This is a genomic window from Mucilaginibacter sp. (assembly GCF_964263795.1).
In the GTDB taxonomy this organism is placed as follows: Bacteria; Bacteroidota; Bacteroidia; order Sphingobacteriales; family Sphingobacteriaceae; genus Mucilaginibacter.
Genome location: NZ_CAXVWK010000016.1, coordinates 140,483 through 167,243, shown reverse-complemented (window position 1 = coordinate 167,243; position 26,761 = coordinate 140,483). Strand labels below are relative to the sequence as shown.

At 42.4% G+C, this 26,761-nt stretch carries 30 protein-coding genes and 1 tRNA gene; 15 read left to right on the top strand and 16 right to left on the bottom strand.

The genetic code is table 11. From position 1 onward, the window contains the following. Positions 1-22: 22 nt before the first annotated feature. The 4 genes from ACE5CV_RS02225 to ruvX are packed head-to-tail and all read right to left on the bottom strand — an operon-like array spanning position 23 to position 2,445. Positions 23-565 carry a glycoside hydrolase family 73 protein gene (locus ACE5CV_RS02225; protein WP_374948517.1) on the bottom strand — a complete coding sequence of 181 codons (543 nt, stop codon included), beginning with the start codon at positions 563-565 and terminating at the stop codon, positions 23-25. Positions 566-567: 2 nt separating this feature from the next. Then, positions 568-1,209 (bottom strand): O-methyltransferase, encoded by a 642-nt coding sequence (locus ACE5CV_RS02220; protein ID WP_374948516.1) that lies wholly within the window; start codon positions 1,207-1,209, stop codon positions 568-570. Between the two features lie 46 nt (positions 1,210-1,255). Continuing rightward, entirely contained in the window at positions 1,256-1,987 is a 732-nt protein-coding gene (locus tag ACE5CV_RS02215; RefSeq protein WP_374948515.1) for an SIMPL domain-containing protein, read from the bottom strand. A 47-nt stretch (positions 1,988-2,034) separates the two neighbouring features. After that, the gene (gene ruvX / locus ACE5CV_RS02210; RefSeq protein ID WP_374948514.1) at positions 2,035-2,445 is read right to left on the bottom strand and encodes a Holliday junction resolvase RuvX; all 411 of its coding nucleotides are present in this window, start codon (positions 2,443-2,445) and stop codon (positions 2,035-2,037) included. A 151-nt stretch (positions 2,446-2,596) separates the two neighbouring features. On the opposite strand from ruvX, the gene ACE5CV_RS02205 reads away from it, so the two are divergent. Genes ACE5CV_RS02205 through ACE5CV_RS02195 form a run of 3 tightly spaced genes read left to right on the top strand, consistent with a single transcriptional unit; the run spans position 2,597 to position 5,793 of the window. After that, positions 2,597-3,742: an ATP-binding protein gene (locus ACE5CV_RS02205; RefSeq protein WP_374948513.1), complete on the top strand. Its 1,146-nt coding sequence runs from the start codon at positions 2,597-2,599 to the stop codon at positions 3,740-3,742. A 2-nt stretch (positions 3,743-3,744) separates the two neighbouring features. Then, on the top strand, positions 3,745-5,316 hold the full coding sequence (gene ricT / locus ACE5CV_RS02200) for a regulatory iron-sulfur-containing complex subunit RicT (protein ID WP_374948512.1): 1,572 nt from the start codon (positions 3,745-3,747) through the stop codon (positions 5,314-5,316). After that, on the top strand, positions 5,317-5,793 hold the full coding sequence (locus tag ACE5CV_RS02195; protein WP_374948511.1) for a gliding motility lipoprotein GldH: 477 nt from the start codon (positions 5,317-5,319) through the stop codon (positions 5,791-5,793). A 67-nt stretch (positions 5,794-5,860) separates the two neighbouring features. Here ACE5CV_RS02195 and ACE5CV_RS02190 read toward each other — a convergent pair whose 3' ends face one another. Then, positions 5,861-6,241 carry a hypothetical protein gene (locus ACE5CV_RS02190; protein ID WP_374948510.1) on the bottom strand — a complete coding sequence of 127 codons (381 nt, stop codon included), beginning with the start codon at positions 6,239-6,241 and terminating at the stop codon, positions 5,861-5,863. A gap of 76 nt (positions 6,242-6,317) precedes the next feature. On the opposite strand from ACE5CV_RS02190, the gene ACE5CV_RS02185 reads away from it, so the two are divergent. The 3 genes from ACE5CV_RS02185 to ACE5CV_RS02175 are packed head-to-tail and all read left to right on the top strand — an operon-like array spanning position 6,318 to position 8,247. Beyond that, positions 6,318-6,569: a hypothetical protein gene (locus tag ACE5CV_RS02185; protein WP_374948509.1), complete on the top strand. Its 252-nt coding sequence runs from the start codon at positions 6,318-6,320 to the stop codon at positions 6,567-6,569. A 7-nt stretch (positions 6,570-6,576) separates the two neighbouring features. Then, the gene (locus ACE5CV_RS02180; RefSeq protein ID WP_374948508.1) at positions 6,577-6,813 is read left to right on the top strand and encodes a hypothetical protein; all 237 of its coding nucleotides are present in this window, start codon (positions 6,577-6,579) and stop codon (positions 6,811-6,813) included. A 60-nt stretch (positions 6,814-6,873) separates the two neighbouring features. Next, positions 6,874-8,247, top strand: a complete 1,374-nt coding sequence (locus ACE5CV_RS02175) for a DNA recombination protein RmuC (protein ID WP_374948507.1) — start codon at positions 6,874-6,876, stop codon at positions 8,245-8,247. Between the two features lie 148 nt (positions 8,248-8,395). On the opposite strand, the gene thiL is transcribed toward ACE5CV_RS02175, so the two are convergent. Further along, a complete protein-coding gene (gene thiL, locus ACE5CV_RS02170) occupies positions 8,396-9,445 on the bottom strand; it encodes a thiamine-phosphate kinase (RefSeq protein WP_374948506.1) in 1,050 nt (349 codons plus the stop codon). Positions 9,446-9,650: 205 nt separating this feature from the next. On the opposite strand from thiL, the gene ACE5CV_RS02165 reads away from it, so the two are divergent. Continuing rightward, entirely contained in the window at positions 9,651-11,090 is a 1,440-nt protein-coding gene (locus tag ACE5CV_RS02165) for a DNA/RNA non-specific endonuclease (RefSeq protein ID WP_374948505.1), read from the top strand. Between the two features lie 119 nt (positions 11,091-11,209). Further along, complete coding sequence (locus ACE5CV_RS02160) at positions 11,210-11,734, top strand: hypothetical protein (RefSeq protein ID WP_374948504.1); 525 nt, start codon at positions 11,210-11,212, stop codon at positions 11,732-11,734. Positions 11,735-11,739: 5 nt separating this feature from the next. Here the strand turns inward: ACE5CV_RS02160 and nadA are convergent, their stop codons facing one another. Continuing rightward, entirely contained in the window at positions 11,740-12,732 is a 993-nt protein-coding gene (gene nadA / locus ACE5CV_RS02155; RefSeq protein ID WP_374948503.1) for a quinolinate synthase NadA, read from the bottom strand. 407 nt (positions 12,733-13,139) lie between these two features. On the opposite strand from nadA, the gene nadB reads away from it, so the two are divergent. Next, positions 13,140-14,732: an L-aspartate oxidase gene (gene nadB, locus ACE5CV_RS02150; protein ID WP_374948502.1), complete on the top strand. Its 1,593-nt coding sequence runs from the start codon at positions 13,140-13,142 to the stop codon at positions 14,730-14,732. A 236-nt stretch (positions 14,733-14,968) separates the two neighbouring features. Here nadB and ACE5CV_RS02145 read toward each other — a convergent pair. Next, positions 14,969-15,041, bottom strand: a tRNA-Gly gene (locus ACE5CV_RS02145). A 63-nt stretch (positions 15,042-15,104) separates the two neighbouring features. Between ACE5CV_RS02145 and ACE5CV_RS02140 the strand changes: the two genes are divergently transcribed. Further along, positions 15,105-15,614 carry a gamma carbonic anhydrase family protein gene (locus tag ACE5CV_RS02140; protein ID WP_374948501.1) on the top strand — a complete coding sequence of 170 codons (510 nt, stop codon included), beginning with the start codon at positions 15,105-15,107 and terminating at the stop codon, positions 15,612-15,614. Here ACE5CV_RS02140 and ACE5CV_RS02135 read toward each other — a convergent pair. The 5 genes from ACE5CV_RS02135 to ACE5CV_RS02115 all read right to left on the bottom strand — a co-directional run bounded on the left by ACE5CV_RS02135 (position 15,604) and on the right by ACE5CV_RS02115 (position 22,027). Next, positions 15,604-17,163, bottom strand: a complete 1,560-nt coding sequence (locus ACE5CV_RS02135) for an Ig-like domain-containing protein (protein WP_374948500.1) — start codon at positions 17,161-17,163, stop codon at positions 15,604-15,606. The genes ACE5CV_RS02140 and ACE5CV_RS02135 overlap by 11 nt on opposite strands. 196 nt (positions 17,164-17,359) lie before the next feature. Continuing rightward, the gene (mnmG, locus tag ACE5CV_RS02130) at positions 17,360-19,222 is read right to left on the bottom strand and encodes a tRNA uridine-5-carboxymethylaminomethyl(34) synthesis enzyme MnmG (protein ID WP_374948647.1); all 1,863 of its coding nucleotides are present in this window, start codon (positions 19,220-19,222) and stop codon (positions 17,360-17,362) included. A 36-nt stretch (positions 19,223-19,258) separates the two neighbouring features. Continuing rightward, positions 19,259-19,504 (bottom strand): hypothetical protein, encoded by a 246-nt coding sequence (locus ACE5CV_RS02125; protein WP_374948499.1) that lies wholly within the window; start codon positions 19,502-19,504, stop codon positions 19,259-19,261. A 1-nt stretch (position 19,505) separates the two neighbouring features. After that, positions 19,506-21,374, bottom strand: a complete 1,869-nt coding sequence (locus ACE5CV_RS02120; protein WP_374948498.1) for an ABC-F family ATP-binding cassette domain-containing protein — start codon at positions 21,372-21,374, stop codon at positions 19,506-19,508. Then, positions 21,374-22,027: an NAD(P)H-binding protein gene (locus ACE5CV_RS02115; protein ID WP_374948497.1), complete on the bottom strand. Its 654-nt coding sequence runs from the start codon at positions 22,025-22,027 to the stop codon at positions 21,374-21,376. Before ACE5CV_RS02115 ends, ACE5CV_RS02120 begins: the two co-directional genes overlap by 1 nt. Positions 22,028-22,110: 83 nt before the next feature. On the opposite strand from ACE5CV_RS02115, the gene ACE5CV_RS02110 reads away from it, so the two are divergent. The 5 genes from ACE5CV_RS02110 (at position 22,111) to ACE5CV_RS02090 (ending at position 25,245) form a co-directional block, all read left to right on the top strand. Continuing rightward, positions 22,111-22,542, top strand: coding sequence for a pirin family protein (locus ACE5CV_RS02110; protein ID WP_374948496.1), 432 nt, complete (start codon positions 22,111-22,113; stop codon positions 22,540-22,542). Positions 22,543-22,551: 9 nt separating this feature from the next. Beyond that, the gene (locus tag ACE5CV_RS02105) at positions 22,552-22,827 is read left to right on the top strand and encodes a hypothetical protein (protein ID WP_374948495.1); all 276 of its coding nucleotides are present in this window, start codon (positions 22,552-22,554) and stop codon (positions 22,825-22,827) included. A gap of 75 nt (positions 22,828-22,902) precedes the next feature. Further along, positions 22,903-23,679: an MlaE family ABC transporter permease gene (locus tag ACE5CV_RS02100; protein ID WP_374948494.1), complete on the top strand. Its 777-nt coding sequence runs from the start codon at positions 22,903-22,905 to the stop codon at positions 23,677-23,679. A gap of 1 nt (position 23,680) precedes the next feature. After that, a complete protein-coding gene (locus ACE5CV_RS02095) occupies positions 23,681-24,466 on the top strand; it encodes an ABC transporter ATP-binding protein (protein ID WP_374948493.1) in 786 nt (261 codons plus the stop codon). After that, positions 24,463-25,245 carry an MlaD family protein gene (locus tag ACE5CV_RS02090; RefSeq protein ID WP_374948492.1) on the top strand — a complete coding sequence of 261 codons (783 nt, stop codon included), beginning with the start codon at positions 24,463-24,465 and terminating at the stop codon, positions 25,243-25,245. Before ACE5CV_RS02095 ends, ACE5CV_RS02090 begins: the two co-directional genes overlap by 4 nt. A 99-nt stretch (positions 25,246-25,344) precedes the next feature. On the opposite strand, the gene ACE5CV_RS02085 is transcribed toward ACE5CV_RS02090, so the two are convergent. From ACE5CV_RS02085 to ACE5CV_RS02075, 3 genes are read right to left on the bottom strand one after another with little or no spacing between them, the layout of a single operon-like run. Continuing rightward, positions 25,345-25,860 (bottom strand): glutathione peroxidase, encoded by a 516-nt coding sequence (locus ACE5CV_RS02085; RefSeq protein ID WP_374948491.1) that lies wholly within the window; start codon positions 25,858-25,860, stop codon positions 25,345-25,347. 46 nt (positions 25,861-25,906) lie between these two features. Further along, a complete protein-coding gene (gene ybeY / locus ACE5CV_RS02080) occupies positions 25,907-26,338 on the bottom strand; it encodes an rRNA maturation RNase YbeY (RefSeq protein WP_374948490.1) in 432 nt (143 codons plus the stop codon). After that, positions 26,338-26,760: an ATP-binding protein gene (locus tag ACE5CV_RS02075; protein WP_374948489.1), complete on the bottom strand. Its 423-nt coding sequence runs from the start codon at positions 26,758-26,760 to the stop codon at positions 26,338-26,340. The genes ybeY and ACE5CV_RS02075 overlap by 1 nt, the downstream gene beginning before the upstream one ends. Between the last annotated feature and the right edge of the window lies 1 nt (position 26,761).

Here is a 26,761-nt window from a genome sequence, read left to right as displayed (position 1 = left end):
GTAAGCCAGTGCGATAAATAAATTAATTTGCTTCGGCTAATTCGGTTTTTTGCGCAGGTGCTTTATCAAGCTCGTTAAGGTCATATTTGTTAATGATGCCTAATACCTGTGCCGACCATTTTTTGCTGCTGGCATAACCGCTGCGCTGTATGCCTTTTGCCCAACCCTTATAATCGTAGTTGGTTAATTTATCAGCCAGGTGGCTAAACTGCTTACGCTCTGTCATGATCCGGGCAAAATCATTGAACGAGTCCATTACGCTTTCGTAACGCTTGTATGATGATTTTACTTTCTTATTGTGTCTATAATAAACTGCACCACCTCCACCTTTTACTCCAAATTGATTATTAAGGTTTTGTGCTATAGCGCTTTTGCCGCTGCCGCTTTCATGCATGGCTACACCTAAAATGATACTTGCTGGTACTCCTGTTTCATGCATTATGCGAATGGCATTATCTTTGAACTTCTCTATGTAAGATTGTGAAGCGCTTTGTGCCGATACGGCTGTGGTTGATGCAACGAGTGCAGATACTAACAGTAGAGTAACAGTAAAGAGTTTCTTCATAATTATTTTTTTCTGATGATCAATAGTCCATCGCGGACAGGGAGAATTAATTTTTCAACCTGTCTGTTAACAGCTATCTGCTCATTTAGTTTGCGAAAACTTTGTGTGTCGGCGTCGTTTTGGTTGCCGTCAAACACTTTTCCCTTCCACAAAACATTATCAATTATTATTACCCCACCGGGTCTTACTTTGTCTATTATTAACTCAAAGTACGCCAAATTATTTCTTTTATCCGCATCAATAAATACCAGGTCGATGTTATCGGGCTCAAAATCAGCTATTACGGCATCGGCAGGGCCGATATGCAGCTCAATTTTTTTTTCCACATTTGTGAGCTTAAAATGTGAATTTAGCATTTCTTCCATTTCCGCATTCACTTCAATGGTGTGCAAAACGCCGCCTTCAGCCAGCCCTTCGGCAAGGCATATGGCGGAGTAACCGGTAAAGGTCCCTATCTCTAAAATAAGTTTCGGCTGCAGCATTTTGCTCAACATACTCAGCACACGGCCCTGGTAATGGCCGCTCAGCATGTTTGGTTTCAGTACTTTTAAATGAGTATCCCGGTTAATCTTTTGCAAGCCGTCAGGCTCGGGGTCGGTGTGCGCGTCCAGGTACGCTTGCAGGTCATGGGGTAAAATTTCCATGCCTCAAAGATATAGATTTTGAAAATAAGCGAATTTTTATGCGCTGTTAGTTGGCTTCAAATTCCATTTTAATAGTAATGGAGCCGGTTTTGTTGCGGTTAGACGTATTGAATGCACCGCCATAGCTGTAATCCTCATTACTGTTTTTACCGGTTATCTGGAAAACGCCCATTGTTGCTTTTTTAAGTTTACCTAGTGAGCTGCCGGCGTTTTCGGCAATTGTTTCGGCGCGCTTTTTTGCGTCTGCGCTGGCTTTGCCAAGCAGTTCCATTTTAACCTCGTTAAGTTTAGTATTATAAAAAAACGGGGCCGATGAATTAAACTCAATACCGGTTTGGATCAGTTCTGTAGCCTCGCGCGAAATTTTGTCGATCTTGTCCACATTCGCCGATTCTACCTTTACGGTTTGCGTAAGGTTGTAGCCTGAAAATTCCTGACCGATGTTTCTGCCGTCGCCGTCTAAATGTTGGCTAAACTCTTTATTAATGATCACCGATGAGAAAACCATTTCATTGGCTGCAACGCCTTTTTTAGCAAGGTAATTCCTGATATCATCTTCATCTGTTTTAAGCGAAGCATAGGCTGATTTCAAATCTAACGATTTGCGGGAATAAGAGCCGTTCCATACAATCAGGTCGCTGTTAAAGTCCTTTTCTGCCAGGCCGGTAACCACAATTGTTTCCATGGTTTTAGACCGGTATTTATAAGCTTGCCCTATAATAAAAAATGCAATAATGGCAGATACACCGATGATAAAAGCCGTAGCGGTAGGTTTCATATGAGTAGCTTGTTTGATACTGGTAACTGAAAATACGTTATGCTAAGTTAAAAACTTTTACCCATCCAGCTTTGCAATAAAATCACTGCCGATATCGTATCTACCAACTCTTTATTTTGCCGGGCTTTTTTGCCCATGCCGCTTTGGGCTATGGTAGCTGATGCCATTTTAGAGGTAAAACGCTCGTCGAACATTTCCAAAGGGATATCTGGAAATGTTTTTTTGAGCAGGTTGGCGAAACCCTTAACATGCATAGCCGATTGAGAGGGCGTATTATCCATTTGTTTTGGCTCGCCAACTATAAAACGCTCTACCGGCTCGGCTGCCATATAGTTTTTAAGAAATTCGATAATTTTTAGCGGATGGATCGTATCCAGCCCGGTAGCGATGATCTGCATGGGGTCGGTAACCGCAATTCCAATGCGCTTGGTGCCGTAATCAAACGCCATTATCCTCATAATAGGTAAGATTTAGAATAGAAGGCATGAGCTGAACAATTCGGGTTTTGCATAAGTACACCAGCTTTTTATCATTCAAAGATAGCCGAATCCTGTAATAGTGTCACATCACATATCACACATCTCATATCTATTTACTATTTTGCACCAAATGCGTTTTCAAGACATCATCGGACAGGAAGCTACCAAGCAAAGGCTCGTTACCTCGGTAAAAGAGAACCGGGTGAGCCATGCCCAGTTGTTTTTAGGCCCCGAGGGGAGCGGAAGTTTAGCATTGGCCGTTGCCTATGCACAGTATTTGAGCTGTGAAGATAAGCAACCGGAGGATTCTTGCGGGGTGTGTTCATCATGCCGGAAGTATCAAAAGCTAATGCACCCCGATCTACATTTTTCGTACCCCTTCTTTGCTAAACATAAAGACGATACGGCACTTACCTTTATTGAGCAGTGGCGCGACGCGTTTATCAATAATCCATACCTGAGCCTGGATATCTGGCGGGGTTACCTGGAAGCCGAGAATAAGCAGGCTAATATCAACATTGCAGAGTGCCACCAGATTATTAAAAAACTGAGCTTTAAGCCGTTTGAATCTGCCTATAAAATATTGATCCTTTGGCTGCCGGAATACCTGGATAAAGAAGGGAACGCCCTGCTTAAAGTAATAGAAGAGCCGCAGCCTAATACGCTGTTCCTGCTGGTAGCACAAAACCAGGATCAGATCTTAAATACCATCCTGTCGCGTACGCAATTGATCAAGGTGCCTTGCTTAAATTATGAAGATATCAAAACACACCTGATCAATAATCATAATCAAACAGAAACAGCAGCTTCAGAAATTGCGTACCTGAGCAATGGTAATATGACCGAAGCACTGGCGATGCTACAGCATGATACCAAAAGTTATCACGCCCTGTTTGTGCAATGGCTGCGGTTGTGTTTTTCTAACAAAGGACTGGAAGTGTTGAAGTTTGTGGATTCGACAGCTAAAATGGGCCGGGAAAATCAAAAGAACTTTTTACGTTACGGCACCAGCTTTTTACGTGAGTGCTGCCTGCTACGGTCGGGCGCGGAGCGGATTGTAAAGCTACCGGAGCAGGAAATGGAAACGGCGAGGAAAATGTCAGCAGTTATGGATATCGCGCAGGCACAAACAATAATTAACGAGCTGGAAAAAGCTCACTATCATATAGAAAGAAATGCAAACCCTAAGATCTTGTTTTTAGATGTATCTTTGCAGATTATTAAAGTACTAAATTTAAAAATCGTCCCTGCGGGGAATCATTATATACCGAATTAATTATGGGATGCGGAAGTTGCTCGTCAGGCGGATGTTCGCCTGCTGGCTGCAAAAGTAATGGCAGTTGCCTTACTAACGGTTGCAGCAAATTGGATGTACACGATTGGCTATCGCATATGGATATGCCAACTAACTATAAGCCCTTTTCGATAATCGAAGTTAAGTTTAAGGGATCGAGAAAAGAGTTTTATCATAACAACGACAATATTTACCTGGAAGCAGGCGACCTGGTAGCGGTAGAAACTACTACCGGAGGCTATGACATTGGCCACGTATCCATCACCGGCGAACTGGTGCGGATGCAAATGACCAAACGCCATGTTAAAGAAGCGGATGTTGTCAAAAAGATCTACCGCCGCGCAACCCCGGCCGATGTGGACAAGTGGAAACTAGCTAAGGATATGGAGTGGGAAACCATGCACAAATCGCGTACGCTGGCACTTGAACTTAACCTGAGCATGAAGATAAGCGATGTGGATTATCAGGGCGATAAAACAAAGGCTACCTTTTATTACACTGCCGAAGGCCGGGTAGATTTTAGGGAGCTGATCAAAAAAATGGCCGAGAGTTTCCGCATCCGTATTGAGATGCGGCAGATAGGCATGCGCCAGGAAGCAAGCCGTTTAGGCGGTATTGGCTCATGCGGCCGAGAGCTATGCTGCAGCACCTGGCTTACCGATTTTAAAACGGTATCAACCTCTGCTGCGCGCTATCAAAACCTATCATTAAATACATTGAAGCTTGCCGGCCAGTGCGGCAAACTAAAGTGCTGTTTAAATTATGAGCTGGATACTTACATGGATGCGCTGAAGCACATCCCGGATAATGTTAACTACTTAAAAACCGAAAAAGGCGACGCCCGTTTGCAAAAAACCGACATCTTTAAAAAGATCATGTGGTTTAGCTACCCGCGCGAAGAATCATGGGTGCCTATGCCTATTGCAAAGGTAAAAGAGATTCAGCAGATGAACCGCGAGGGGATCATCCCGCCCGATTTGGGAGAGGTGGTAGAAATGGAAACCAAGCCGGTTAAGGTGCTGGATTATGAGAATGTTGTTGGCCAGGACAGCTTAACCCGTTTGGATGAGCGCCGCAACCAGAACAATCAAAATCGTAATAAAAACAAAAATAGCAAGAACCGTAATAAGCAAGGTGGCAATAAGCCTGAAGGCGGACAAAGAACCGAAGGCGCGCAGCCGCACCCGGAAGGTAACCGCCAGCAGCAGCCAGTCCAAAATACCGATGGGCAGCCACGGCAGGAACGCGGCAACCGACGGCAGGGGGCACGCCCTGAAGGTAGCCGCCAGCAAGACGGAAACAGGCCTGACGGACAGCCGAGGCAGGACCGTAGCAACCGCCAGCAAGGCCAAAGGCCCGAGGGTGGCCAGCCACGCCCGGAAGGTAACCGCCAACAACACCAGCAAGGCTCGCGTACCGAAGGTAGTGCGCCTGCAGGTCAGCGACCGGAAGGCGGCGATGGCAACCGCCCGCCACGCAACAATAATAGCCGGCGCAATAATAACCGCAGGCCAAACCCAAACCACAACAACGATAACCCGGCAAAACCTGAATAAATGCGAGCTGTTAGCTGTTTACTTAGCGGATTAGTTGCTTTGCTGTTGTTTACAGCGCAGGGCTGTACCGACCCTGCCGCGGTATTAGATCATAACACCGAATTGCCTAACCACAATTGGGCTTACGTTAACCGCATTAAGTACAATGTTACCATTACCGACGAGACCTTACCTTACAACCTGTATTTTAATTTACGGGTTACAGGGAGTTACCGTTACTCGAACATATTTATATTACTGCACCAGGTATCGGGCAGTAAAACGGCTATAACCCGCTACGAATATAAACTGGCCAATAAAGACGGTGAGTGGCTGGGTAGCGGAAGCGGTAATTTGTACAGTTTTCAGCTACCATTACGTACGGCTTATAAATTTCCTAAGAAAGGCACCTACCGTTTCGAAATTGAACAAAACATGCGCGATAACCCGCTCCATGAGGTTAGCGATGTTGGTTTAAGGTTAGAGAAGGTCAAATGATCCGCCATTAAATTTTTCAGCACTACGATAGGCTAACACGGCAGAAAGTGAGGTTATTCGTGACCAATCAATTTAAAACAAAATCGGCTGTTGTTTTACTAAATGAGCCCAGTTCCTTTCCGGTAACCTGCGAAACTATGGTACCATTATCACTAACAGTATAGGATACCGCATTTTCTGACATCGTTTGCAGTTCGAAATGTATGGCGTCGCCGTTATTAAGCGGTGTCGAAAAATCGTATGTTGTACCGGTTGCTACCGTTTTAGTATCAAGTGTTGTTGATGTGGTGGTGCTAGCCCTAACAACAGATACTACAGCAGTCATTGAGGCAGTGCCTGTCGCCTGGAATCTTACAGTGTGTACCGTTGGCTGGGCATCGCCTTTTTTAGAGCATGATGTTACGGCTAAACAAGCGATCAGCGCCAAACAGATATATAGGTATTTCATAAGTGGTTTTTTTTGGAATAATTGAAACATGTAAATATGCGGATTGTAGTTTAAGTATACCAACAAAAAATTAACTATGAAAAGGCTGCTCTTCGTATTATTTATTACTGCATTAGGCTTTACCGCTTGTACCGGCAATAACAAAACCGGCGGCGACCAGGCCGACTCAGGTAAAACAAACGTTGGCAGTTCCGGCGCTGCAGATACTACCGCGGCGGCTGCATCAAGCACTGCAGTACAATCCGGCACTGCAGGTACCGATACCAGCAGTAATGGTAAAGGAACCGCGACACCTACTGTAGATACGCCAAAAACTAATCCCAAATAACATCACCATGAAAAAACTATTAATCTGTGCCGCGGTAGCGCTAGCGTTTTCATTCGGAGCTTGTAAGGGCAAAACAGAAAATAACTCTGCTGATTCATCGCAGGTACATACCGGTAACCAGGGTGTTAATGATAGTGCTAAAATTGAAACCACACCGGTAGAAACTGGTGGCAAAGATACCTCGGGCAACGGCGCCGGCACAACCAACATGCCTAAAGACACCCTGACAACTACCCAAAAATAATATTTGCTTTTTTTAGCATTATTAAAATTGCTACATTCGTTTTGCTAATTTTTTTAGGGAATGGATGTAGCTTTTATCTTAATATCCGTAAGCGTTTTGCTGGTGGTTGTAGCATTGGTGCTTTTCATCAAACGGCCTAAGTTTTCCGGGGTATCAACAGTTGAATTTGAAGAATTGAAATCAACTAATGATACGCTCAGGATCGCTTTAGCTAAGGCCGAAGAAAAAGCCGCCGGTTTAAACCGCGAAATGGATAACGCCAATACCCGCTTTGAAGCGGATCAGTCGCGCTTATTGGATGAACTGCTTTACGAGCGTACCCAACTGGCGCAGGCTAATCAATCTTTAGAGTCGTCCCGCTCTTTTTTTAAAGCCCAGCAGGAAAAACTAAATGAGCAAAAGACTGAGGTGGAGCAAACCCGTATTCATTTCCAGCGGGAGTTTGAGAACATTGCTGAGCGCCTGCTTAAAGAAAAATCAAAAGAGTTTACCGATGTTAATAAACTAAGCATCGATACCATTCTTAATCCGCTGAAAGAAAATATAAAGGCTTTCGAAGAAAAAGTAGATAAGGTGTACAATATGGAAGCTGCAGAGCGCAATACCCTTAAGGGAGTTATTACGCAGTTGATGGATCTGAACAAGCTGATCAGCACCGAGGCATCAAATCTTACCAAAGCTTTAAAGGGCGATAACAAAAAGCAGGGCAATTGGGGTGAAGTGATACTGGAAAAGGTATTGGAACGCAGCGGCCTGATGCGCGACCGCGAGTATCGCGTACAAGCCAGCCTGAACGGTGCAGACGGTGGCAGGCTGCAGCCCGACGTAATAATTGACCTGCCGGATGAAAAACATCTGATAATTGATTCTAAGGTCTCTTTGATAGCCTATGAGCGTTTGGTGAACTGCGAAACAGAAGAGGACCGAAAACTATTCTCTAAAGCGCATGTCGAATCTATACGCGGGCATGTGCAGGGCCTGTCATCAAAAAACTATCATGACCTTTACCAGGTTAACTCCCCAGACTTTGTTTTGCTGTTTGTACCTATCGAATCGTCGTTCAGTTTCGCCGTACAACTGGATGCCGACCTGTTTAGTGATGCCTGGGATAAGCGGGTTGTAATTGTTAGCCCGAGTACCTTACTGGCCACTTTGCGTACTATTGCCAGCATCTGGAAACAGGAACGACAGAACCGCAATGTTTTAGAGATTGCCCGCCTGAGCGGAATCATGTATGATAAGTTTGTGGGGTTTGTTAGCGATATGGAAAGCATCGGTAAAAACATCAGCCAATCGCAAACGGCTTACAACAATGCCTTTAACAAACTGGTTGATGGCAACGGCAACCTCACAAAAACTGCTGAAAAACTAAAAAGCTTAGGGGCAAAAGCTAACAAACAGTTAGACCAGAAATACCTGGATGAAAGTCATTGACCCCCATAAAAAACGTAACAAAGGTTAACAAAGGTTTACACTTTTTCGGTTTTTTATGCTTAATAAATTGACTATCAATTATTTGTAAAATAAGTGGGTTAACACTGTTTTTAGGAATATTTTGGTAGTTGAGCGCAAAAATCCCTCTTTAGGCAGTTGGTGATTTAAATGCATTCCAACCCTGCGCTTTTAACTCATGCAGGTTGCCCGATTTGGTGATCAGGCTGCAGCCTTCATTAGGCTCGGTAATGTATCCGATGATGGTAAAGTCCAGCTTAAATTTGATCTTGTCGTAATCTGCCTGCTTAACTGTGAACAGCAATTCATAATCTTCGCCGCCGCTTAGCGCGCATACTGTTGGGTCAAGGTTAAATTCACGGGCAGTTTCATAGGTCATCGGGTCGATAGGGATCTTTTCCTCGTATAACTTACAGCCTTTATTGCTTTGCTTACAAATGTGTAAGATCTCTGATGCCAAGCCGTCAGATACATCGATCATAGCGGTAGGTTTAACCTGCAGTTCCTGCAGCAGGTCTATGATATCTTTACGTGCTTCGGGCTTTAGCTGGCGCTCTACAATATAATCCTTGCCTTCCAGGTCCGGCTGAATGTTTGGGTTCTCCAAATAAACCAGCTTCTCGCGCTCCAATAATTGTAAACCTGTATAAGCGCCACCCAGATCGCCGGATACACATATCAGGTCGCCCTCTTCGGCACCGTTACGGTAAACAATATCTTTTTCGTCGGCATAGCCGATAGAAGTAATACTGATCACAAGTCCCTGCTTAGATGCGGTTGTATCGCCGCCCACAATATCCACATTGTAATTACCGCATGCCAGGTAAATACCTTCATACAACTCCTCAATAGCTTCTAAAGGAAACTTGCTGCTCATGCCGATAGATACCGTTATTTGGGTAGCGGTACCGTTCATAGCGTAAATATCGCTCAGGTTTACCTGTACCGCTTTATAACCTAAATGTTTCAGTGGGGTATATGCCAGGTCGAAGTGGATGCCTTCTAACAGCATATCGGTAGATATCAGCATTTTTTTACCGTCAAAATCAAGCACGGCAGCATCATCGCCTACACCTTTTACCGTACTTTTTTGGGTAAGCTTTATATTTTTAGTGAGGTGGTCTATCAAACCAAACTCTCCTAAGTTTTCAATATTGGTTTTCTCTTCGTTCTCGAACATAACTTAATTCTTCCAAAGATCACAGGTGAAATAACAACACCGGTCGATCTAAATTTTCACAAAAATACGAAAGCTTAAGCAATTAGTTACCTAATCATTTAGTAACCAGTAAGGTGATCATAAAGTGTAATATTTATCATACATAAAAACAATTAACATTTAGTTAATCTAAACGTGCTACTTTTGCTTTAATAATTATATCTATATGAAAAACAGAAAGTTACTTTTTTATTTTAGCGGAATCATACTTTTTATTGCCGGTTGTGCCAAAGATTACCGCGGCGGCATTGCAATTGACCCGGCCCCACCAGTTGAACCACCTAAGCCTTATACCATAACCGAGGGTTTTGAAACGGGTACAAAAGGTGAATATAAACAAGGCGATGTGCAATTAACTACCGGTACATGGAATTTTAACGATGCACTGATAGGAAATTTAGCGGCTGATTTAAAAAACGGCTTGAAATCTGTCCGTTTACGCACCGGCGATTTTACGATGAAGTTTGATATAAGCGGATTACAACAGATTAGTATTAAGCACGGTAAATATGGTAATGATGCTAATCAAACCTGGCAGCTATTGATGTCTGATGATGGGGGAGCAACCTACAAACAATTAGGTAGTGATTTTAACGAGATGAACACAACGCTGGTTACCGATTCATTTAAAATTGTAACGACTAAAAAAGTACGCTTTCAAATTAAAAAAATAGCGACAGCCGGTGCAACGCCACGTATCAATATCGACGATATTACCTTTAAAGGTGTTGGTGACGCAGGTATTATTGTAGGTGGCGCCACAGATAATAGCGGAGCTGATACTACCAAAACGACCAGTCCCCCTAATCCCGAAAGAGGGGTAACCGCAGGTACGGATGCGCAACCTTTAAATGGCGACAACAGCAACCTTTTATTCGGTAACCCGTCTGGCGCGCAGCCTGCAGTAGTAATGACCGATAATTATTTGATAGACCAAAGCTACTACGTAGAATCGTACAGTAATAACCGTGGCACACCCAACTGGGTGAGCTGGCACTTAGATGCATCAAACATTACTAATTCAGCGCCAAGGGGTGATAATTTTGCCGGCTTTATAGGCTTATCAACTACCTTTTACCATGTAGAAAGTAATGCTTACCAAAATTCAGGTTTCGACAGGGGCCACAATTGCCCTTCGGCAGACAGAACAAGTTCTGCAAGTGCCAACTCGGCTACCTTTTTGATGACCAATATGATACCACAAGCGCCAAATAACAACGAGCAAACCTGGGCCAATATGGAAAATTACCTGCGTGCCCAGGTTGTTGAAGGTAACGAAGTTTACATTGTAATGGGCAATTACGGTGTTGGGGGAATGGGCAATAACGGTGCTGCCAACAAAATTAACAATGACCACGTCACCGTACCAAGCAACGTTTGGAAAGTAGCTGTAATTGTACCTACCGGTGACAACGACTTAGGCAGGGTATCTGCAAACACAAGGGTTATTGCCGTTAATACGCCAAATATCAATACCACCAGTACCGATTGGAAAAACTACCGGGTTACTGTTCGTGATATTGAAAAAGCAACCGGTTATAATTTGTTCTCTAACCTGCCGCAAAGCGTACAGGACGCTATTGAAATTAAAAAGGATGCTTTGTAAATAAGCATCCTAACTATAAATCCACCCGTCATTGCGAGGTACGAAGTATCTACTTGAAAGCATATCCTATATACTTACAGGTAGTTGGTTTTTAGTTCGCAATGACTTTTATACCCATTATGAAAAGATTTACCTTTTTAATATTAATGCTGTCGTGTTTTGGTACAGCATATTCTCAAACCAAAACGGAAACATTAAAGTTTAACCAACTTTTTTTAACTGTTAATGGTAAACAGATAAAATTTTCGTCACTAAACGATCGTACTATAGTCAGTTTGTTAGGCCATCCTATTAAAATTTCAAAGAAGCCATGGGAAACTGCTGGAACAGATAAGGTGAAAACTTATTACTACAAAGGTTTTGAAGTCTCAACCGTAATGGGTTCACTTGAGTTTATTAATATTGTTGACAAAGGAGCTTCTTTCTCTTTTTTAATAAATAAAAAAATCTCTAAACCTTTTTCGGTTGGTGGTTCCTCAGATCTGATAAGAAAGTATTTTCCTAAATCATTTGCAGAAAAAGACCAAAACGGTGTGTTTGTAATCATAACTGATTCATCAGGTATTGAACAAGGGGAATCAATTCGTTTTAGTTTTTCTGGTAACACCATAAAAACAGTTGAATACGCTGTTAACGAATCCTAAACCCTCTATAATCCTAAACTTGCCGAAATCTCCAGCATCCGCTCAATAGGTTTTACAGCTCTTTCTATGATGTGTGCAGGCACTTCAATTTCCGGCATTTCATTCTTCAGGCACAGGTAAAGCTTCTCCAGCGTATTACGCTTCATGTGCGGACAATCGTTACAGGCACAAGCGTTATTAGGTGGCGCAGGTATAAACACTTTACCAGGGTTATCCTTTTGCATCTGGTGCAATATACCGGCCTCTGTAGCTACTATAAATTCCTTTTCGGGGCTGTTGGTAGCATACTTTAAAATCCCCGTGGTCGATCCTATATAATCGGCCATTTGTAATATAACCTCCTCACACTCGGGGTGGGCCAGGATCTTCGCATTGGGGTACCGCTCTTTCAGCTTAGTGATTTTCTCCCTGCTAAATATCTCATGCACCATACAGGCACCGTTCCATAACACCAGGTCGCGGCCTGTTTTTTTGGCAACCCAGGCACCTAAATTCCTGTCGGGCCCGAAGATGATCTTCTGCTCCTCCGGCAAGCTTTCTACAATCTGCACCGCATTACTGCTGGTACAAACTATATCGCTTAATGCCTTTAGTTCTGCCGTACAATTCACATAAGTGATCACCAGATGGTCGGGATAATTCTCTTTGAATTTTTTGAACAAATGCGGCGGGCAGCTGTCGGCCAATGAGCAACCGGCTTTCAGATCCGGTAACAAAACTTTCTTGTCAGGCGACAAAATCTTAGCGGTTTCGGCCATGAAGTGTACGCCGGCAAAAACAATGATGTCAGCATCTGTTTTAGCGGCTTGCTGAGATAAGCCCAGGCTATCGCCAATATAATCGGCAATATCCTGAATATCTCCTTCCTGGTAATAGTGGGCCAGTATAACCGCATTTTTTTCTTTTTTAAGCTTTTCTATTTCAGCAAAAAGGTCAAGCGACGGATCGATGTGCTCGTCAACAAAACCTTTCACTTTTATTTCTTCGAAGATATCCATTCCACAAATCAATTAATAATAACTCTTTTTATATATATAAATAAAACTATTGTTATTAAGGTGTTAGTTATGTTTATAAGTAGTATTTACAAATGATGTAAATATTGGTTATCAATACTTATTAACAGTTACCAACGCCCGTTTAGTTTTTACTTTACTGATTTTAAGATTGATGTGACAAACAACATTTAATTTCAAAAGTTATTTGTTAATAATTACCCGCTCAATAAAATGTTAATTTCGCCGGCAAAGCGTCTTACAAATCGCTCAAAAGTAAACGTAAAATCTTTAAAATGCCGAGTTGTTCACACTATGTTTATTTGTTAGAATTTTACTTACATAAAGTTAACACGTTTTATACCGCTTATTAACATAAAGGCTACTTTTACACAATACATACACTAAACATGACTAAAACTGTTGATTTCCTTGTGGTAGGATCGGGCATTGCCGGGTTAAGTTTTGCACTAAAGGCTGCAAAGCATGGTAAGGTACTGATAGTTACAAAGGCCAACGAAGATGAAAGTAACACTAAGTATGCTCAGGGCGGTGTTGCCGTTGTTGTTGATAAAAAAGAAGATTCGTTTGAAAAGCATATAAATGATACCCTGATAGCCGGCGACGGCCTTTGCGACAAGGAAGTTGTAGAGGCTGTTGTAAAAGAAGGACCGGACCGTATTCGCGAGATTATTGATTATGGTACCAACTTCGATATGAATAAAGAAGGTATTTATGATCTTGCCAAAGAGGGCGGCCACTCCGAATTCCGGGTATTGCACTATAAAGATATCACCGGCTTTGAGATAGAACGTGCCTTGCTAGAAGAGATTCACCGCGAACCAAACATTGAAATTTTAACCCATTATTTTGCCGTCGACCTGATCACCCAGCACCATTTGGGCCAGTTTGTAAGTAAAGCGACTGATGATATTAAATGTTACGGGATCTACGCCTTTAATACGGATAACAATCAGGTAGAGAAGATCCTGTCGAAGGTTACCGTTATGGCTTCGGGCGGTGCCGGGCATATTTATTCGGTAACTACCAACCCTACAATTGCTACCGGTGATGGTGTAGCCATGGTTTACCGTGCCAAAGGAAAGGTACGGAACATGGAGTTTATCCAGTTCCATCCAACGGCGTTGTATAACCCCGGCGAGTATCCGTCATTCCTGATATCAGAAGCCGTGCGCGGTATGGGCGGGGTATTGCGCCGTACAAATGGTGAAGAATTTATGCAGGAATACGACGAGCGCAAATCATTGGCACCGCGTGATATTGTTGCCCGCGCCATAGATGCCGAAATAAAAAAATCTGGTGAGGATTTTGTTTACCTGGATATCCGGCATAAGAAAAAGAAAGATATTTTGGAACACTTCCCTAATATTTATGCCAAGTGTTTAGAGATTGGGTTGGATATGACTAAGGATATGATACCCGTTGCGCCCGCATGCCATTATATGTGTGGTGGCGTATTGGTAGATCATAGCGGCCGGTCGTCTATTAACCGGTTATATGCCTGTGGCGAATGCTCGTCTACAGGTTTACATGGCGCTAACCGGTTAGCGTCTAACTCTTTATTAGAAGCTTTGGTATTTGCGCACCGCGTATACAAAGATGCGGTTGTAGGCTTTGCGGATTTTGAAATACCTGAGAATATTCCCGACTGGAATGAGCACGGGGTAAAGCTATCTAACGAGGATATTTTGGTTACGCACAACATTCGAGAGATGCAAAAACTCATGAATGACTATGTAGGCATTGTCCGGTCGGATTTTAGGCTGGAGCGTGCCATGCGGCGCCTGGGTTTACTGTATGAAGAAACGGAATCTTTTTATAAGCAAACCAAGCTATCCGTTAAGCTTTGTGAGCTGAGGAATTTGATCCAGGTATCGTATCTGGTGGTTAAATCGGCTATGGCCAGGCACGAGAGCAGGGGATTGCACTATACAACCGATTACCCGGAACATCAGAAATTTTTGGTGGATACGGTTTTTTAATTCTGATAATTATGGAAATTAAAGATAGGATTGTTATTGCAAGTGATGTCAGTGAACGGGATGGAATAGGTATTGAAGTTTTAAAAACAATCAATTAATTGCTGAAATATTTAGAGACGATACAGATAGGTCGAGAACAATAAAGCTGTTTAAAGCAGAAATAAGTTTAGAGGATATGGAGCTTTATATATCCATATTTAAAGAAGAAATCCCTTGGGATTTTATAGAAGATTAAGAGCGGAAAACGGGATTCGAACCCGCGGCCTTCAGTTTGGGAAACTGATGCTCTACCAGCTGAGCTATTTCCGCTTATTAGCCAAAGCTAACAATTATTTTAATCACTAACTCAGTCATTCAATAAATCAAACTAAAATGGTTATTCTACCGGTTAAAGATAAAACTCCAGAATGGGGCCGCGATTGTTTTATCGCACCAAATGCTACCATAGTTGGTGATGTGGTAATGGGCGATAATTGCTCAGTTTGGTTTAACGCTGTTATTCGCGGCGATGTGCATTATATAAAAATAGGGAATAACACCAACATACAGGATGGGGCTTGTATCCATGCTACTTATTTAAAGGCGCCCACCAATATAGGCAATAATGTATCTATCGGCCATAATGCTATTGTACATGGCTGTACGCTGCACGATAATGTTTTGATAGGCATGGGTGCTATTGTAATGGATGATGCCGTAGTAGAGCCCTACGTGATCATAGGCGCTGGTTCTGTAGTGTTAGAGCGTACGGTATGCGAATCAGGATACCTTTATGCCGGCAGCCCGGCAAAAAAAATTAAGCCTTTGACTGATGAGCAAAAGGCTTTATTGGAAAAACTCCCGCAAAAGTATATTATGTATTCCGGCTGGTTTAAGGAGTAACCGTTTCCTTTGGTATTTCCAGTGATTCTTCGGCGTCCCAATTGGGCCGAAGATTAATCTCTTTATCTCCTAACCAAATGTTTTCCGGGTATGATTTTCGGGAAACGTTTCCGCTGTCCCATAAGCTGTTTTTATTATCGTCATAAATTACCCTAAACCGATATTTTCCCGTTAAAAAATTACGGTAAACCAGCGAGGAATTTTTAGTGACTACATCAGATCGTAATACGGTCTTTTGATCGTTCAATATTTCAACTACGTACTGTTTATTTGCCTCCGGTACTGCAACCTTTAAGGTCAGGATGCTGTAGTTCTCCGTCTTATCCCCCTGGAAACGGATGCCTTGCCGTTTATTTTTGTCGCCATAAATATCTGTGAACGCCCCTTCATTTATAATCAACTCGTATTTGCTGTTAGGCCGGTAACGGCTGCGGATAAACAAAGTCCTTGTGTTGGCTGTATCGCGTTCAAATGACAGATTCGAGACTTCTACGGAATCTTCCTTTAAACCGATCAGCGAAGTACTATAACTTTCTATTGGCAGGCTGGCGGTAATGGCAAGGTCGCTGCCGGGCCGTAATTTATTATCTCGGTTAATGTTATATCTGAAGGTTACATTGCGGGTAAACACTTCTTTTCGTCCTTTTAGTAAGCTTACACTATCCAGCGGTTTATTGTTGTCATAAAACGCTACCCTTATCGAATCGAAGTTCATATCGCGCATGTAAACCATGGCGGTGTCTTTGGTTTTGCTGATCTCTACAATCTTCTGGTTATCCAGTGCTGCCGGGTATATGATTTTGACCGACGGGTTTACCAGTTTCTTGTTGAACACAAAAAGCATCTTGCCATCGTTATCAAACTTCTTATCTGTACGGAACTTATTGGGCACCTGCTTAAATAATTTTAACTGTACGCCGGATGTATCCTTATCAACTTTAACGGGCTTTTTTAAGAAACCTATCAGTTCTTCATCTTTGTTGTAGATCTTATCCGGGCTGGGTTCCTTTAAAGCGTAGATGCGGTATGTGTCTTCACGAAGGTTATTCAAGGAAAAGTTACCGGCGGTGTCAGTGGTAGTAAATATGGTTGGTTTCTTTTTACCGAAAAGTAACGAATCATCCTTTAAGGCAAATAACATTACCGTGGCATCCTTTTCTTTTTCCTGGGTTGTGGTGTTGATTACCGATCCGGAGATACTCAGCGAGTCGATGTGGCTACCGGTTGAAAATACATAAGTAAAATTTTTGAGTACGTTGCTTTCGTTAACATCGGCAATGGCTTTACCAAAGTTGATCACGTAGGTTGTATTTTTTAAAAGCGAATCTTTAAATTCTATCGTCAGCGTTTTCTTATTGATCTTGTACTCCGGCTGCTTTTCCATCACGGGACTAATGCTGATCTCCTGATATTGGTTTTGCAATTTGTAAAACTCGTCAAATTCCAGCCGGATACTTTTAGCGGTGAAATTACGGGTCATGTTTTCTGGTGTGGCCTTCAAAATTTTAGGTGGCGTCAGATCTCGCGGTCCGCCGGTGGGGCGTTGCATTGCTGCACAGCCACAGAGAGCTATAATTACCAAAAAGAAACACGAAATTTTGTACAAAAAAGCAGACTTTGTATTTAACATGGTTTTTTTGCCCTATAAGCGACTTTTATGTTTTTATGAACGCTGATATCAAAAGTTTGAAAAAGTGCTCTATACTTAATTTATTATAAATTGCTGAAATACAATAAGTTATAAATTATCTCGACACATGTACCATTAAAACCGATACGTCTGACGGTGATACACCCGAAATTCGGGATGCCTGGCCTAATGTTCTCGGTTTTATCTTCCTTAGTTTTTCCCGGGCTTCTTTTGAAAGTGAAACCAGTTGACTGTAATCAAATTCAGGATTAATTTCCCGGTCTTCCATTTTTTTCATCCGGTCGACAATTTCCATTTCTTTAATAAAGTAACTCTCGTATTTAATTTTTATTTCAGCTTGTTCAATTGTTTCTTTGTCATAAGCCGATAGTTTATCTCGTAATGAGGCATCTACGTGTTTCAACTCTTTAAAGCCTATTTGAGGGCGGCTTAGTAGATTGAATAATTTAGCACTTTGGTTGATAGGGCTTGTACCACTCTCTTCCAGCAGGTTATTTACCATGGCCGGATCAATACTTTTACTTCGGGTAAAGGCAACTAACTCATCAGACTCTTTAATCTTTTTATTTACTTTCTGCAGCCGTTCTTCGCTAATTAAACCCAACTCATGTCCCATTGGGCTTAATCGAATATCTGCGTTGTCTTGCCTTAACAGGAGTCGATGTTCTGCACGCGAGGTAAACATCCGGTACGGTTCTTCAGTACCCTTGGTTACCAAGTCATCTATTAACACACCGATATATGACTCCGATCTTTTCAAGATCAGTTCATGTTTATCATTGATCTTTTGGTGCGCGTTAATACCCGCTATAAATCCTTGCGATGCGGCTTCTTCGTAGCCAGTAGTACCATTAATTTGCCCCGCAAAGTATAGGTTGCTAACTAATTTGGTCTCTAAGGTTAAATCTAACTGAGTAGGCGGGAAGTAATCATATTCTATAGCATACCCCGGCCTAAACATTTTTGCAGTTTCAAATCCCGGGATTTGCGTCAATGCTTTATATTGTACGTCTTCTGGTAATGATGTAGAGAAGCCGTTAACGTAGATCTCCACCGTATTCCATCCTTCCGGTTCTACAAATATTTGGTGCCGGTCCCGCTCGGCAAAACGATTGATCTTATCCTCAATTGAAGGGCAATATCGTGGACCCAGGCCTTTAATGCGGCCTGTAAACATGGGCGACTTTTCGAAACCTTCTTTAAGTGTTTCGTGTACTTTGGTATTAGTATATGTTATCCAGCAACAGCGTTGATCTTCTACTAAAGGCACGTCAGTGTAGGAGAAACGTCCGCGTTCCTCGTCGCCCCATTGCTCCTCCATTAAAGCATAGTTAAGGCTGCGGCCATCTACCCGGGGTGGGGTACCGGTTTTCATTCGGCCTGATTCAAAACCGAGGGTCACTAACTGCTCGGTTAGACCAGTCGCTGACTTCTCGCCTGAACGACCGCCGCCGAATTTCTTTTCGCCTATGTGGATTATGCCATTTAAAAATGTACCGTTTGTTAATACCACAGCGTCGGCTTCTATTTCAACACCAATAGATGTACGCACTCCCTTAATTGTGTTGCCGCTTACTAAAAGGGATGTAACTGTGTCCTGCCAAAAATCAACATTAGGTGTTTTTTCTAAAGCCATACGCCATTCTTCTGCAAATCTTGCACGGTCGCTTTGTGCCCTGGGGCTCCACATTGCAGGGCCTTTTGATAGATTCAGCATCCTAAATTGCAACGACGTTTTATCCGTGATAATGCCCGAATATCCACCTAATGCATCTATCTCCCGCACTATTTGCCCTTTTGCAACACCACCCATTGCGGGATTGCAGCTCATTTGCGCAATCGTACCCATATTCATGGTAATAAGCAAAACGGATGAGCCTAAATTGGCTGCAGCCGCAGCGGCTTCACATCCTGCATGTCCGGCCCCTACAACAATTACATTGTATTTTTTAAACATATAACCTCCATGTTCCACGTGGAACATTATTAAGTATTAATTTGATGTTCCACGTGGAACTTTGATAAATGACCATAACGCAAATGCAGCCCAAATGCTTTCCAGCACTACGAACGGATAAAAAGTGATCATATAGGACGACGCACCACATAAACCCGCACCAAGAAAGTTCATTCCGCTATACCAACGACTATATGCTGGTAGCTTTTTATACAGGTTTAACAGAAAAGCGATTAATAAAATGGTTACACCTAATGATGCGATGATGTCAGACACTTTCATATCATGCTTCTTTAAGTTCGCCTAATTCAATCCAACGCGCCGTTTTAGCCTCTAACTGCTTATTTAGATAAGTGATTTTATCAGTTAATTTAGTAAGTTCTTTCGTATCGATATTAGTTGTGTTTAACTGATCGGCTGTCTCTTTAAGTTTAGTCTCTATATCAGCAATTTCTTTTTCAAGGCCTTCAAATTCCTTTTCTTCCTTAAAGCTCAATTTAGCCTTTTTTGGTTGTTCCAGCTGTATAGGGCTGGTTGGTGCAGCCGGCTTTTTATTTTGCTGTTTACTTTCCTCTAATTCTATCCTGTAGGATGAGTAATTGCCGTTATAGATCTTCACATGCCCTTCGCCTTCCATAATGAATAGCTGATCGGTAAGCTTATCTAACAGGTATCTATCATGGGACACCATTATTAAAATACCGGGAAAGTTGGTCAAAAACTCTTCTAGTACATTCAATGTATCTATATCCAAATCATTAGTTGGCTCATCCAAGATTAAAAAATTCGGGTTTTTGATCAGTATGCTCATCAAGTGAAGGCGCTTTTTTTCGCCACCGCTCAATTTTGACACCATACCATATTGCTTGGCAGGGGGAAAGAGGAACAAAGTAAGCAGGGCAGAGGCAGAGATCATTTTTCCATCCGCCATGGTGATGAATTCAGCGACATTTTTCACGATGTCTATAACCCGCTCATCTTCCTTAAAACTAAGTCCCGACTGATTAAAATAACCAATAACAGTAGTTTCGCCTTTAATGATCTCACCGCTATCCGGCGTTAATCCGCCCGTAATTAGATTTAACAGAGTCGACTTGCCACTGCCGTTCCTGCCGGCTAAGCCTATCCTGTCGCCTTTCTTAAAAATGTAGCTAAAGTCTTTTATGTAAGTATTTCCGTTGAAGCCTTTAGTGATTGCTTCCATCTCCATGATCTTGTTGCCCTGTCTTGCAGTTTTAACACTTAATTCTACATTTTGCTTAGGGCCATTGTTCTTGGTTTTAGATTCCAGATCATAAAACGCATCAATTCGCGATTTTGATTTGGTTCCCCGTGCCTTTGGCTGGCGGCGCATCCACTCAAGTTCTTTTCTTAACAGGTTAGAATTCTTTTGGAAAGTTGCTTCATCTGATGCTTCGCGCTCGGCTTTCTTTTCCAGGTAATAGCCATAATTACCCACATAAGGAATGATTTTGCCGCGATCTATCTCCAGGATCTCATTACAAACATTGTCCAGGAAATACCTATCGTGCGTAACCATTAAGATCGTTTTCGAACCTTCTGTCAATAATTTCTCCAGCCACTCAATTGTGTCTATGTCAAGGTGATTGGTAGGCTCATCTAAAATGTAAATCTCCGGGTCTTCAATTAACAGCTTAGCTAAAGCCAAACGTTTCTTTTGTCCGCCGGATAAGGTACTGATATGCTGATTAAGGTGATGAATATCCAACCTGCCCAAAATCGTTTTGATCTTATACTCGTATTCCCAGGCATCAATCTCACTCATTTCTTCCATCACCTTATCCATCTCTTTCATATTATCCGGATCGTTCTCCAGTAATTCTTCATAACGACGGATAAGCTGCTGTTGAATGTTGTCTGCGTGAAAGATGTAATCGCTGATAGTAACCGCGCCTTTAAAGTGAGGATCCTGCTCCAGGTAACCTATGTTAAGGTCTTTACTTTGTGCAACCTTACCTTCTGTAGGCTTAAGCGAACCTGAAAGTATTTTTAACAGCGTAGACTTGCCTGCACCGTTAATGCCTACTAACGCTACGCGCCGTCCGCGGTTGATGCCAATTGTAAGGTTTTTGAATAACCAGTTGTCATGAAAGGAGTGGCCTAAATTTTCGGCCGAAATATAAGTGCTCACTAAATTGATTGAATTTTATCTGATGTATGTATAAAGTTACCGGTATCGGCCTCTAAAGATTTTTTTAACATGGCTTTGGCCACAGTACTGCCGTTGATGCTTTTATATTTTCTTAAGCCACCGATCATCAACGGGTTTAATAATTTAAAGGCGGCTATTAATACGCCTTCAAAAGCCCTGGGCTTTGTGCGGTGCCCGACCAGCATAGATGGTTGATAGATGTGCAGCGCCGAAAAATTTAACTTCTGCAACGCATTTTCCAATTCGCCTTTGAGCCTGGTATAAAAGAACGGCGAAGAACTATCTGCACCAATTGACGATACCAGATGAAGCTGATCAACCCCGTTTTGCTTAGCTAATTGCGCCATCGCGAGGGGATATTCAAAATCTATTTTTCGATATTCCGCTTCATTTGGCGTTTGCGCTTTTGTTGTTCCTAAACAACAAAACGCCGCGTGGCCAGTAATGGCTGCTGCATGCTTATTAAGGTCGTCGAAATTAATTACTAACTGCACCAGTTTTTTATGCTGCACAGGCAATTCCTTTCTCACAAGCACAAGTACTTCTTCATAATCGGGAGAAGCTAACAATGCATCTACCAAATTACTGCCAATTAGGCCGCTTGCCCCCGCTACAATTGCTTTATATGCCATTAAGGTCAATTAATTTGCAAAAATACATATAAATTATTGTGGAATAAATATTGTATGTTTAAACATATAAGATTTAATTTATTATGAAACAGATAGTTTATCCTGCAAATGAGCGTGGCTCAAATGATATCGGCTGGCTAAAAGCGAATTTCTCTTTTAGCTTTGGACCATATTATAACCCCGAGAAAACCAATTTTGGTGTATTGCGCGTATTAAATGACGATATTATTGCAGCTGGCCGGGGGTTTGGCGCGCATCCTCATGATAATATGGAAATTACGACCATAGTTTTGAAAGGCGCCCTGGAGCATAAAGACAGCATGGGCAACTCGGGAGTGATCAACGCCGGCGATGTGCAGGTGATGAGCGCAGGTGCCGGCGTAACGCATTCGGAATTTAATCCTTCGCCAACTACTGCTACCGAATCATTGCAGATTTGGGTTTTCCCGAAAGAACGCAATATCAAACCGAGATACGACCAGAAAAGCTTTGCAGAATTACTAATTCCCAATTAATTAGTAACCTTGATATCGCCGGATAGAAATGCCGCCGGCTCGCTTTGGCTTAATCAGGATACTACCTTTTCGATGGGTAATTTCGATGCCGGACAAAGTATTGATTACCGGGTAAAGACTGACGGTAATGGTGCTTATGTGTTTGTACTGGAGGGCGGTGTAAATATCAACGGTAGTGACTTAAACAAAAGGGATGCTGCAGGTGTTTATGATACCAGTTTGTTTACCATACAAATGAACCAAAAGAGCCAATTATTGATCATAGAGGTACCCATGAATTACTAGGCCTCAAATTATAATTCGTGCCAACAAAACAAATGGTAAACAAATTGTTTATAACTCGCAAGTAACTAATAAATTATGGCAGATCAGGCAGTACCCGGGTATAAAAAATGGCTTGAAAGCGTTGTCGAACAAGGTGTTTTTTTTACGCAATTCTTCCGGAATATTTTTAAGGGCGGCTTTGAGTGGAGCGAGTTTGTGCGCCAGTGTTATGAAATTGGCTACAAGTCGTTTATGCTGGTTGGCCTCACTTCATTCATTATGGGGCTGGTGCTTATTTTGCAATTGCGGCCATCTATGGTTGACATGGGGGCCGAGGCAATGCTGCCTAAAACGCTTGCTGTTTCATTCATTCGCGAAATGGGCCCGGTGATAACGGCAATTATCTGTGCCGGCAAAATTGCATCAAGCATTGGTGCCGAACTGGGTAGTATGAAAGTTACCGAGCAGATAGATGCAATGGAGGTGTCTGGTGCCAACCCTACGCAATACCTGGTTGTAACCCGCATCCTGGCAGCAACAATCATGGTGCCTATTCTTGCGTTGATGGGCGATGTTATCGGTTTAGGAGGAGGTTTTTTAGCGCTCAACTTTACAGATGATATAAGTTTCCATCTTTATTTTACCAAATGTATTTCATCACTGGAATTTATTGACTTCTTACCGGCAGTTGTTAAAACATTTTTCTTCGGCTTTGCAATTGGCTTTGTGGGTTGCTATAAAGGCTTCCATTCGGATAAAGGCACCGAGAGCGTAGGCCTTGCTGCGAATTCGGCAGTAGTGACAGCCTCCTTGTGGATCTTTGTTATTGACGCCATTGCCGTACAGATCACCAGCTTACTTTATTACAGATAATATGGAAGAGCAGGTAAACAAGTATAAAGGCGAAGCCGAGCCATCCAAGCATGAATTGGTTGTAGACATTGAGCATATCAGCAAGTCGTTCGGCACAAAGCAGGTTTTGAAAGACATTACCTTAAAGATTTGCAGAGGAGAGAATGTAGTTGTACTGGGTAAATCCGGTCAGGGCAAGTCAGTAACTATACAGTGTATTGTAGGGTTGCTAACCCAGGACAGCGGCACCGTTAAGGTTTTTGGCGAAGAGGTAGCTGAAATGAACAATGAGGAGCTGAAGGAATTACGAACTAAAGTTGGCTTCCTTTTTCAAAGCGGTGCACTTTATGATTCTATGACCGTACGCGAGAATATGGAATTCCCCCTTACCAGGGTGTTGAAGATGACCGACCATGCCGAGATTAACCAAAGGGTTGAAGAGGTATTGGAAGCCGTTGGTTTAGCTGAAGCGATAGATAAGATGCCGTCTGACCTATCCGGAGGGATGCGTAAGCGCGCAGGCCTGGCCCGAACAATGATTGTACGGCCCGAAATAATGCTGTATGATGAGCCGACGACCGGCTTAGACCCTATCACCTCGCGCGAGATCAGCGAATTGATCCTGCAGGTGCAAAAGAAGTACAAAACTACATCAGTCATCATTACTCACGACATGGAATGCGCTAAAATTACAGCCGACCGTGTAGTGATAATGAACGACGGTAAATATATCGCTGAAGGCTCTTTTGATGAGCTAAAAGCATCAAAAGACGAATTTGTAAAATCATTTTTTATCGAAACAGCATGAGAACCACATCATCACAAAAAATAAGGATCGGTTTGTTCACCTTAATAGGGTTTGTTATCCTGGTATTGGCCGTATTTTTTATCGGCAATCAAAAAAGCCTTTTCAGCTCTACCTTTAGGGTATACGGCACATTTAAAAACGTAAATGGATTAACCGTTGGTAACAATGTGCGCTTTGCGGGTATTAACGTTGGGGTGGTAGAGGCCATTAATATTGTTACTGATAGTTCTGTAAGGGTTGACCTGAGCCTGAACAACTCTGTTAAGAAATTCATTAAAAAGGATTCCAAACTGAGCATTGGCAGTGACGGACTGATGGGCGATAAATTGATTGTAATTGCACCGGGCGGTGTATCCAGCACCCAGGAAGTTAGCGAAGGAAACGAACTGACATCTGTTAACCCGATGGATATTGACAAGGTGATGAACAAGCTTACTAAAGTTGCCGATAACGCCGCCGAGCTTACAGAGGGCCTGGCAGCCATCGTAAACAAAGTTAATAGAGGCCAGGGGAGTATTGGCCGTCTATTAAATAGCGATAAGATAGCCCGCGATCTTGAAGGTACCGTACAGCAAGCTAAAACCACCATGAAGGGCGTGCATAGCACTACCGCCACCCTTAACGAAGACCTTAAGGCTGCACAAAGCAATTTTTTGCTAAAGGGATTTTTTAACAAGAAAAAGAAAGCCGCTAAAGCTAAGCAAGATTCTATCCGTAAAGTACAGGAGGCTGCTCAAAAAGCGAAAGAGAAATCCGCCAAAGAGAAGGCAAAAGATTAATTGAATTATTAATCAGCGACACAAAGTTGGTATGTAGCTAAACAAAAAAAGGAGACCTCAAAGGCCTCCTTTTTTTGTTTATTTGATGTTAGCGAATGCTTATAAATTCTTAGTTATTTCTTCAGATAAAGGTGTAGCGGTTGAACGGTAGCGGTGAATAAGCTTGCCATTCTCGTCTATCAGGAATTTTTCGAAATTCCATTTAATCTCACCGGTAAAGTCAGGATTTGGCTCCGAGGTCAGGTAAGCAAATAACGGGTCAATGTCATCGCCTTTAACGCTTACTTTTGTGCTTAGCGGGAAGGTAACACCAAAATTCTTTTCGCAGAAGGTTTTGATATCGGTGTTGGTACCAGGCTCCTGTTGGCCAAAGTTATTTGCCGGAAAGCCAACAACAACTAACTTGTCTTTATACTGATCGGCCAGTTTTTGTAATTCGGCATACTGTTTTGTAAAACCACATTTCGATGCAGTATTTACAATCAGCACTTTTTTGCCTTTGTATTTTTTTAATGAAAAAGCCTTACCGTCTATATCGGTTAATTTAAACTTGTATAGCGTTGGCGCTGCAGATGTAGCAAACATCAGCGTTAAAAATAGGGCAAGTGTTTTCATGATTTTTTTCTAAATAGTTGGGTTTGAATAATTCAAGTACGTAAAATTAGCTATTAAAGTCTCTTTTACCCAAATATTCATCCTCTTTTAAAGTCATTTTTTTCTTATCGGCGGGCGATTTGTCTTTATAGCCCAGCAAATGAAGGGCGCCATGGATCATTACACGGTTCAGCTCGTGCCCGGTAGTAACGCCGAATTTAACAGCGTTCTCTTTAACGCGCTCTATAGAAATGAAAATATCGCCTATGATAAGGCCTTTAACATCTGAGTTATCGAAGGTAATAATATCGGTATAGGTGTCGTGATCAAGGTATTGCCGGTTGATTTGGAGCAGGTATTCATCCGAGCAAAAAACATAGGTAAGTTCCTCTAAATCAAATCCCTCATTTACAATTGTATCTGTGATCCATTTACGAACAGCGGTTTTGTTATTTAATTTATAGGCTATGTCTTCCTCGTGGAAAGTAATGGCGGGCATTATATTTTAAAATGTAGTTCAACCTCGTTACCCGAGGAATTAAATATGCATTGGTCTGCCAGGTGCTTAAGTATAAATACCCCGCGGCCGGTCAGTTCTTCCAGGCGGTCTGGTGCGGTAGGGTCTGGCAGGTCATTATAGTCAAAACCGGGCCCTTCATCTGATATTGTCCAGATGATCCGTTTCGGCTCTACATCTGCATTAACAATAACGGTTTTATCAGGATCCAGCTTATTGCCGTGCAAAATAGCGTTAATAACGGCTTCATTAAGGCAGGTCATCATGTTGGCAAAGGTATCTTCGCTCACCTGGTATTTATCCGCTACTTCTTCAATCAGGGTTTCCAGCTGGGTAATGCTCTCATATTTCGATGGAAGTTGCAATGTATATAGTTCGCTTGTTTGCACGTTAGCCGGTTCCATG

Excerpts from the sequence above, each read along its gene's own strand:
- ACE5CV_RS02225 (WP_374948517.1), bottom strand. The coding sequence starts at position 565 with ATGAAGAAACTCTTTACTGTTACTCTACTGTTAGTATCTGCACTCGTT.
- ACE5CV_RS02220 (WP_374948516.1), bottom strand. The coding sequence starts at position 1,209 with ATGGAAATTTTACCCCATGACCTGCAAGCGTACCTGGACGCGCACACC.
- ACE5CV_RS02215 (WP_374948515.1), bottom strand. The coding sequence starts at position 1,987 with ATGAAACCTACCGCTACGGCTTTTATCATCGGTGTATCTGCCATTATT.
- ruvX (WP_374948514.1), bottom strand. The coding sequence starts at position 2,445 with ATGAGGATAATGGCGTTTGATTACGGCACCAAGCGCATTGGAATTGCG.
- ACE5CV_RS02205 (WP_374948513.1), top strand. The coding sequence starts at position 2,597 with ATGCGTTTTCAAGACATCATCGGACAGGAAGCTACCAAGCAAAGGCTC.
- ricT (WP_374948512.1), top strand. The coding sequence starts at position 3,745 with ATGGGATGCGGAAGTTGCTCGTCAGGCGGATGTTCGCCTGCTGGCTGC.
- ACE5CV_RS02195 (WP_374948511.1), top strand. The coding sequence starts at position 5,317 with ATGCGAGCTGTTAGCTGTTTACTTAGCGGATTAGTTGCTTTGCTGTTG.
- ACE5CV_RS02190 (WP_374948510.1), bottom strand. The coding sequence starts at position 6,241 with ATGAAATACCTATATATCTGTTTGGCGCTGATCGCTTGTTTAGCCGTA.
- ACE5CV_RS02185 (WP_374948509.1), top strand. The coding sequence starts at position 6,318 with ATGAAAAGGCTGCTCTTCGTATTATTTATTACTGCATTAGGCTTTACC.
- ACE5CV_RS02180 (WP_374948508.1), top strand. The coding sequence starts at position 6,577 with ATGAAAAAACTATTAATCTGTGCCGCGGTAGCGCTAGCGTTTTCATTC.
- ACE5CV_RS02175 (WP_374948507.1), top strand. The coding sequence starts at position 6,874 with ATGGATGTAGCTTTTATCTTAATATCCGTAAGCGTTTTGCTGGTGGTT.
- thiL (WP_374948506.1), bottom strand. The coding sequence starts at position 9,445 with ATGTTCGAGAACGAAGAGAAAACCAATATTGAAAACTTAGGAGAGTTT.
- ACE5CV_RS02165 (WP_374948505.1), top strand. The coding sequence starts at position 9,651 with ATGAAAAACAGAAAGTTACTTTTTTATTTTAGCGGAATCATACTTTTT.
- ACE5CV_RS02160 (WP_374948504.1), top strand. The coding sequence starts at position 11,210 with ATGAAAAGATTTACCTTTTTAATATTAATGCTGTCGTGTTTTGGTACA.
- nadA (WP_374948503.1), bottom strand. The coding sequence starts at position 12,732 with ATGGATATCTTCGAAGAAATAAAAGTGAAAGGTTTTGTTGACGAGCAC.
- nadB (WP_374948502.1), top strand. The coding sequence starts at position 13,140 with ATGACTAAAACTGTTGATTTCCTTGTGGTAGGATCGGGCATTGCCGGG.
- ACE5CV_RS02140 (WP_374948501.1), top strand. The coding sequence starts at position 15,105 with ATGGTTATTCTACCGGTTAAAGATAAAACTCCAGAATGGGGCCGCGAT.
- ACE5CV_RS02135 (WP_374948500.1), bottom strand. The coding sequence starts at position 17,163 with ATGCAACGCCCCACCGGCGGACCGCGAGATCTGACGCCACCTAAAATT.
- mnmG (WP_374948647.1), bottom strand. The coding sequence starts at position 19,222 with ATGTTTAAAAAATACAATGTAATTGTTGTAGGGGCCGGACATGCAGGA.
- ACE5CV_RS02125 (WP_374948499.1), bottom strand. The coding sequence starts at position 19,504 with ATGAAAGTGTCTGACATCATCGCATCATTAGGTGTAACCATTTTATTA.
- ACE5CV_RS02115 (WP_374948497.1), bottom strand. The coding sequence starts at position 22,027 with ATGGCATATAAAGCAATTGTAGCGGGGGCAAGCGGCCTAATTGGCAGT.
- ACE5CV_RS02110 (WP_374948496.1), top strand. The coding sequence starts at position 22,111 with ATGAAACAGATAGTTTATCCTGCAAATGAGCGTGGCTCAAATGATATC.
- ACE5CV_RS02100 (WP_374948494.1), top strand. The coding sequence starts at position 22,903 with ATGGCAGATCAGGCAGTACCCGGGTATAAAAAATGGCTTGAAAGCGTT.
- ACE5CV_RS02095 (WP_374948493.1), top strand. The coding sequence starts at position 23,681 with ATGGAAGAGCAGGTAAACAAGTATAAAGGCGAAGCCGAGCCATCCAAG.
- ACE5CV_RS02090 (WP_374948492.1), top strand. The coding sequence starts at position 24,463 with ATGAGAACCACATCATCACAAAAAATAAGGATCGGTTTGTTCACCTTA.
- ACE5CV_RS02085 (WP_374948491.1), bottom strand. The coding sequence starts at position 25,860 with ATGAAAACACTTGCCCTATTTTTAACGCTGATGTTTGCTACATCTGCA.
- ybeY (WP_374948490.1), bottom strand. The coding sequence starts at position 26,338 with ATGCCCGCCATTACTTTCCACGAGGAAGACATAGCCTATAAATTAAAT.
- ACE5CV_RS02075 (WP_374948489.1), bottom strand. The coding sequence starts at position 26,760 with ATGGAACCGGCTAACGTGCAAACAAGCGAACTATATACATTGCAACTT.